The 7,165-nt window shown below is 69.2% G+C and carries 7 protein-coding genes; all 7 read left to right on the forward strand.

Translation table 11 applies throughout. The features are described from left to right. Nucleotides 1-1,005 (forward strand): 3'-5' exonuclease (locus tag LJE69_RS18790; RefSeq protein WP_296927585.1); only part of this gene is annotated, 1,005 nt, incomplete at its 5' end. Nucleotides 1,006-1,329: 324 nt separating this feature from the next. Continuing rightward, nucleotides 1,330-1,707 carry a hypothetical protein gene (locus tag LJE69_RS18795; protein WP_296927586.1) on the forward strand — a complete coding sequence of 126 codons (378 nt, stop codon included), beginning with the start codon at nt 1,330-1,332 and terminating at the stop codon, nt 1,705-1,707. A 162-nt stretch (nt 1,708-1,869) separates the two neighbouring features. After that, a complete protein-coding gene (locus LJE69_RS18800) occupies nt 1,870-2,952 on the forward strand; it encodes a TRAP transporter substrate-binding protein (protein WP_296927587.1) in 1,083 nt (360 codons plus the stop codon). Beyond that, nucleotides 2,901-4,139 (forward strand): radical SAM family heme chaperone HemW, encoded by a 1,239-nt coding sequence (hemW, locus tag LJE69_RS18805; protein WP_296927589.1) that lies wholly within the window; start codon nt 2,901-2,903, stop codon nt 4,137-4,139. Before LJE69_RS18800 ends, hemW begins: the two co-directional genes overlap by 52 nt. Nucleotides 4,140-4,319: 180 nt before the next feature. Then, nucleotides 4,320-4,520, forward strand: coding sequence for a 50S ribosomal protein L31 (rpmE, locus tag LJE69_RS18810; protein ID WP_296927590.1), 201 nt, complete (start codon nt 4,320-4,322; stop codon nt 4,518-4,520). A gap of 506 nt (nt 4,521-5,026) precedes the next feature. After that, entirely contained in the window at nt 5,027-6,283 is a 1,257-nt protein-coding gene (locus tag LJE69_RS18815) for a malic enzyme-like NAD(P)-binding protein (protein ID WP_296927591.1), read from the forward strand. Nucleotides 6,284-6,470: 187 nt separating this feature from the next. Further along, nucleotides 6,471-7,165, forward strand: a 695-nt coding sequence (locus LJE69_RS18820) for a malate dehydrogenase (protein WP_296927592.1), incomplete at its 3' end; no start/stop codon positions are given.

Consider the following 7,165-nt stretch of genomic DNA (forward strand, 5'->3'; position numbering starts at 1 on the left):
CGGCTCCTGATCAACGTGCATGACGACGGCGCCTTCGAGCGCGTGGTCAACCTGCCGCCACGCGGCATCGGCCCGCGCACCATAGACCTGCTGCGCGAGCAGGCGCGCGCGGAGGGTGGCTCGCTGTGGTCCGCGGCCCGAGCCGTGGTGCAGGCCAACGCCCTGCCGCCGCGGGCGCTGGGTGCCGTGCGCGGCTTCGTCGCGCTCATCGAGCAGCTCCAGACGCGCGCCCAGGGCGAGCCAGGGGGCAACACGGCGGCGGACCCGGCCGACCTCGGCGCGCTGATCCAGGAGGTGGTGGAGGCCACCGGCCTGCCGGCGCACTACAAGAAGGAGCGAGACGGCCGCGGCGTCGACCGCATCGAGAACTTGGAGCAGCTCGCCGAGGCCACCCGGCGCTTCGCCGCCGAAGCGGCGGACGACGAGGGCGACTTGCTCGGCAGCTTCCTAGCGCACGCGGCGCTGGAGGCCGGCGACGCCCAAGCCGACGACATCCAGGACGCCGTACAGCTCATGACCCTGCACAGCGCCAAGGGGCTGGAGTTCCCGGTGGTGTTCGTCACCGGCGTCGAGGAGGGGCTGTTCCCGCACGCCATGTCCGCCGACGACCCGGCGCGGCTGGAAGAGGAGCGCCGGCTCTGCTACGTGGGCATGACCCGGGCCATGCAGCGGCTCTATCTGACCCATACCGAGAGCCGCCGGCTGCACGGCCGCGAGGAGTACCCAATGCCCTCGCGCTTCCTGCGTGAGATGCCGGGGGAGCTGCTGGAGGAGGTGCGCGGCAGCGGCGTCTCACAGCCCTACGCGGGCGGCAAGCGGGGCGCGCAGCCGGCGGCGGCCGGGGGCTTCCGGCTCGGCCAGCAGGTGGTGCACCCGAAGTTCGGCAGCGGCGTCGTGCTGGGCACGGAGGGCTCCGGCAACCAGGCGCGCATCCAGGTCAACTTCGAGACCGTCGGCGCCAAGTGGCTGGTGCTCGCCTATGCGCGGCTGGATGCGGTGGGCTGAGGCTGAGGTGGCTGGTGCACCAGTGCGCAAGCCCCGAGACCATCTCAGGTCGTTGTCGTCGTCGTGATCTCAACCGTCTGGATATTCGATTACGACCGCGCCCACGAGGGAGCCCGGTCTCGGCATTTCCGCAACGAAGCACTAGCCCGGCAATGCGGCGGTTGCGCCACGCGCCGTGTCGCGCTTCTTCCGCGAAGAGGCAGCGCCGTTGCAGCGCCGCCGTGGGGGCGCCGTCGTGGGAGCGCCGTCCTCGGCGCGAGGTGCGCTTGCGCGGCCGATCGCGGCGGGGACGCCGCTCCCACGTGACGTGACGGGGCGTGACGCGTGTCGGCGGCGCGCATCTTCCAGATCACGCTGTTGCTGGTGCTCTGGTACTTCCTGGCGGGCCTGGTGTTCTCGCGCTGGCTCGGCGTCTGGCCCGAGGACTTCGAGCGGCAGGGCTACTTCCTCACCGCCGCCGCCATGCCCTGGGCACTCGTGACGCTGGACTTCCAGCAGCAGGCCAACTCGGTGCTGGGTGCCGCCGTGCGCGATGCGCTCTTCCTGTTGCTGCTCGGGCTCGGTATTGCCATCAACGTCGCCATTGCCAACGTCCTGCTGGTGCGGCTCCTGAGCGCGCTCGCGCTGCAGCGTGCTGTGCGGCGCAACGTCGCTGGCGCCCGGCGCCGGCTGGCGGCACGGCGCTCCGCGACGCCGCGCTAGTGCACCGCGGGCCGGCCAACGCGTTTGACGGCCAAGGCGGTAGCGGTCAGTGCTCGCCGCATCTCGGCACGGATGTCGTTGCGCACGCAGTTGCCCGCTGCCGGGCGGCGGTGGATCATGCGCCGCTGGCGATTTCAAGACCACAACGACGAGGAGCAACAGATGCAACGCCGTACCTTCATCTCCGGTGCCGCCGGCGCGGCCGCCGCGGCCGCCGCGACCTTGAGCACGCGCACCGCCTGGGCCAAGCCCGAGTACAAGTGGAAGATGGTCACCACCTGGCCGAAGAACTTCCCGGGCCTCGGCACCGGCGCCAACAACCTGGCCAAGCTGATCGGCGAGATGAGCGGCGGGCGCATCCAGGTGAAGGTCTACGGCGCCCAGGAGCTGGTGCCGGCGTTCGAGGTGTTCGATGCAGTCTCCCGCGGCACCGCCGAGATGGGCCACGGCGCAGCCTATTACTGGAAGGGCAAGAGCGAGGCGGCGCAGTTCTTCTCCACCGTCCCCTTCGGCCTCACGGCGCAGGAGATGAACGGCTGGATGTACTACGGCGGCGGCCTGGAGCTGTGGACTGAGCTCTATGCCGATTTCGGCCTGGTACCCGCCCCCGCCGGCAACACCGGCGTGCAGATGGGCGGCTGGTTCAACAAGGAGATCAATTCCGTCGCGGACCTGCAGGGGCTGAAAATGCGCATCCCCGGTCTCGGCGGCGAGGTGCTCAAGCGCGCTGGTGGCACGCCGGTGAACCTGCCCGGCGGCGAGCTCTTCACCTCCCTGCAATCCGGCGCCATCGACGCCACCGAGTGGGTGGGACCCTACAACGACCTCGCCTTCGGCCTCTACAAGGCGGCCAAGTACTACTACTACCCCGGCTGGCACGAGCCGGGCACGACGCTGGAGGCCATCATCAACAAAGAGGTTTTTGATGGGCTGCCCGGTGACCTGCAATCCATCGTCACCAACGCCTGCAAGGTGGTGAACCAGGACATGCTCGCCGAGTACACGGCACGCAACCCGGCTGCCCTGAAGACCCTGCTCAACGAGCACCACGTCGACCTGCGCAAGTTCCCCGACGACGTCCTCGCGAAGCTCCACGAGCTCTCCGACCAGGTGGTGGCCGAGATCGCCGAGAAGGATGCCTTCTCGCAGAAGACCTACGCTTCGTACCAGAAATTCCTCAACCAGGCGAAGGAATGGAGCGGCATCTCCGAGCTGACCTATCTCCAGGCGCGGGACCAGAGCTGAGCGCCTCCGGCACAGGCGACGCCGCGGCGGCACGGCACTTTCCCGCCGGGCCGCCGCCGCTGACGCTCTACGTCCACTTGCCCTGGTGCGTGCGGAAGTGTCCCTATTGCGACTTCAACTCGCACCAGGCCGCGGCCCCACTGCCCGAGCAAGACTACGTGGATGCGCTGCTGGCGGACCTGGATGCCCAACGGGTGCCGGTTGCGGCGCGCCGCCCGTTGCAGTCCATCTTCATCGGCGGCGGCACGCCGAGCCTCTTCTCCGGCACTGCCGTCGCGCGCCTGCTGGACGGCGTCCGCGCCCGTTGCGAGCTCGCCGCCGATGCCGAGATCACGCTGGAGGCCAATCCCGGCACCGTGGACGCCGGGCACTTTGCCGCCTACCGGCGAGCCGGCGTCAACCGGCTCTCCATCGGCGTGCAGTCCCTGTCGGCGGGGCATCTCGAGGCGCTCGGCCGCATCCATGACCCCGCCCAGGCGTGCGACGCCGTCGCCACGGCCCGCGCGGCCGGTTTCGACAACATCAACCTCGACATGATGTTCGGGCTGCCCGGGCAGTCCATCGCGGCGGCGCGGGCCGACCTCGACGCCCTCATCGCCCTCGAGCCCGAGCACATCTCCTACTACCAGCTCACCATCGAGCCCAACACCGCCTTCGCCCACACCCCGCCGCAGACACCGAACCACGACACCCTGGACGCGATGCAGGAGCAGGGCATCGCCCGACTGGCCGCCGCCGGCTATGCCCGCTACGAGGTCTCGGCCTTCGCCCGCGACGGACGCCGCTGCCGGCACAACCTCAACTATTGGCGCTTCGGCGACTATCTCGGCATCGGCGCCGGCGCCCACGGCAAGCTGACCGACACCGCCACCGGCGAGGTGTATCGACGCACGTCCACGCGCTCGCCGCGGACCTACCTCGCCAGCGCCGACAAGCAGAGCAGCCGATTCCGGCTCGACGACGCGGACCTGGTGCTGGAGCTCGCCCTCAACGCGCTACGCCTGACCGAGGGCGTCGAAGCCACCCTGTTCACGGCCCGCACGGGGCTGCCGGCGACGCGCCTGGAGCCGGCGCGCTCGCGCGCGCTCGCGGACGGGCTGCTGGAACCGGCGCCGGATCGGCTGGTGGCGACGCCGCTGGGACTGCGGTTCCTGGACGACCTGGTGGCCGGATTCGGCGAGGCGTGATGGCAGCGGTGGGGGAACGACCCGCAGCCCCCGGGAGAGCCGCGCCAGCATCGCGGCTTATTGCGACGCGCGCTCGGATTGGTTATATTGGCCGATTAATTGCCGCGCCAAGGCACCGTGATTGTGCCAACATCGCTGGCGTGGCATTCACCAGCAGGTTTCCCATCAGGTCAACAGGCCATGAAAGCCGACATCCATCCGAACTACCAGGACATCAAGGTTGTCTGCAGCTGCGGCAACACCTTCACCACCCGCTCCACGCTGGGCGATGAGCTGCATGTCGAGGTCTGCTCCGCCTGCCACCCGTTCTACACTGGCAAGCAGAAAATCCTCGACACCGGCGGTCGCGTGGACAAATTCCGCCGCCGTTACGGGCGCTGAGTCCGGCTTGCTCCCCAGCCTGCGGCCCCGGCTCGCCTCCTAGCACCGTCAAGGGCTTCACTCAATCGCCGCAGCCTGCTGCCGGCATCGGTCCATACGCACCGGTGCCGGCTTGCCCGCGCGCAACGCGCGGTCGTTAGTCGTCGCGGTTCCTCGCTCACCGCCGCGCTTCACGGTGCCGTCGCCAAGCGATACCACCCGTTTCCGCGATCGCCCGGTTGTTGTCGGTCAAGGGATTACGGCCAGCCGCGGAGCCAATTGTTGCCCTTGTCTTGCGATCCTGCGGGGATCGGGACATGCTTGGCTTGTGTGACGCAGGGCGCGATACGACAATCTCAGCCCGCGCCGGCCCCCAATCCGCCCTGCCGAGTGCCGCCTGGCCGGCCACTTGGCCCGCCGGCACCTGCCCCAACTCACGGCCGGATCCCCTCAGCGAGATCACCCGACCAGATCACCCAGCCAGGTCTCCTCCAGCCAGATCCCGAACCCGAACCCGAGAGTCGCCCATGTCGCATGCCGAGAGCTTCGCCCACGCCGACGCGGAACTGAACGCCGCCGCACTCACCTACCACGCCGAGCCGAGGCCCGGCAAGACGGCGTTGGAGATCACGAAGCCCGCCGCCACGCAGCGTGATCTGTCGCTCGCCTACACACCGGGCGTGGCTGAGCCGGTGCGCCGCATCGCGGAGGATCCTGCCGCGGCCTACCGCTACACCAACAAGGGCAATCTGGTGGCCGTCATCACCGACGGCAGCGCCGTGCTCGGCCTCGGCGGCGTCGGCCCGCTGGCGAGCAAGCCGGTCATGGAAGGCAAAGCGGTGCTGTTCAAGCACTTCGCGGACATCGACGTCTTCGACATCGAGGTGCATGCGCGCCACCCGCAGGAATTCATCGAGACGGTGCGTCGCATTGCGCCCACCTTCGGCGGCATCAACCTGGAGGATATCGCCGCGCCGCACTGCTTCGAGATCGAGCAGATCCTGATGGAGGAGCTGGACATCCCGGTGTTCCACGATGACCAGCACGGCACGGCCATCATCATCGCCGCCGGCCTGCTGAATGCACTGGAGTGGCAGGAAAAGCGCCTGGAGGACGCCCGCATCGTGGTCCTCGGCGCAGGCGCCGCCGGCATCGCGTCCATACGGCTGCTGATGACGCTCGGCGCGCACCGCAACAACATCCTGGCGGTCGACCGCCAGGGCGTTATCCACACCGGCCGCCGGGATCTCAACCCGTTCAAGTTCGGCATCGCCGCGGACACCGACAAGCGCACGCTGGCCGACGCCATGGACGGGGCTGACGTCTTCATCGGCGTATCGGGGCCGGACCTTGTGCCGCCGGAGATGCTTGCCACGATGGCGCCGCGCCCCGTCGTCTTCGCGCTGTCGAATCCGGTGCCGGAGATCCGCCCGGAGTTGGCACACCGCGTGCGTGACGATCTCATCATGGCCACCGGGCGCTCGGACTATCCGAACCAGGTGAACAACGTGCTGGGCTTTCCGTTCATCTTCCGCGGTGCGCTGGACGCGCGCGCATCGCGCATCAACGAGGACATGCAGATCGCCGCCGTGCACGCGCTCAAGGACCTGACCCACGAGCCCGTGCCGCAGGCCGTGCTGGACGCCTACGGATTGGAATCGCTCACGCACGGACCGGACTACATCATCCCGAAGCCCTTCGATCCGCGGCTGCGCGAGCGCGTGGCACCGGCCGTGGCCCGGGCGGCGGTGGCGAGCGGCGTGGCCAAGGCGGCGGAGGTCTGAGCGGCCGGCGCCGACGCCAGCGGTCATCACGATCCGCGGCATTGGCCCGACACAGCCAGCAGCACAGCCAGCAGCACAGCGCCCAGCACGCCGCCCAGCACGCCCGAGGGGGCGGGCAGATCCCCTGCCGACCACAACAACGGCCGACGTCGCCCTGCGCGCCGAGCCACCAACCGGAGGAGCCGCCGTGCAAAAGATCAGCATCATCGGGGCCGGGCGGGTCGGCGAAACCACCGCCCAGATACTGGCCGAAGAGGAGTTGTGCCGGGAAATCGCGCTCTATGACGTCCGTGAGGACGTGCCGGAGGGCATCGCACTCGACATCTTCCAGACCGCCCCGTTCTTCGAGTTCGACACCCGTATCAAGGGCAGCAACGACCCGGCCGTGATGGCGGACTCGGACCTCGTCGTCGTCACCGCTGGCTTTCCGCGCAAGCCGGGCATGTCGCGCTCCGACGTGCTGGCGGCCAACGTCAAGATCATCGACGACGTCACGGACCACATCCTGGCCCACGCACCCAACGCGACGGTGCTGATCGTGTCCAATCCCGTAGACACGCTGACCTACCGCGTCGCGCAGCGCACCGGCTGGCCCCGCTCGCGGGTGTTTGGCCAGGCCGGGGTGCTGGACGCCTCGCGGATGGCCGCCTTCATCGCCGAGGAGACCGGCTTCTCCGCCCTCGACATCACCACCATCGTGCTGGGGGGGCATGGCGACACCATGGTGCCAGTGCCCCGCTACTGCACCGTCAACGGCGTGCCGGTGAGCCATTTCATCGCGCCGGAGCGGCTCGAGGCCATCATCGAGCGCACCCGCAAGGGCGGCGCAGAGATCCTGGCCCTGCGCAAGAACTCCAGCGCCTACGACGCGCCGGCGGCGGC

Origin of the sequence: Thiohalocapsa sp. (assembly GCF_022340605.1) — a bacterium.
In the GTDB taxonomy this organism is placed as follows: Bacteria; Pseudomonadota; Gammaproteobacteria; order Chromatiales; family Chromatiaceae; genus Thiohalocapsa.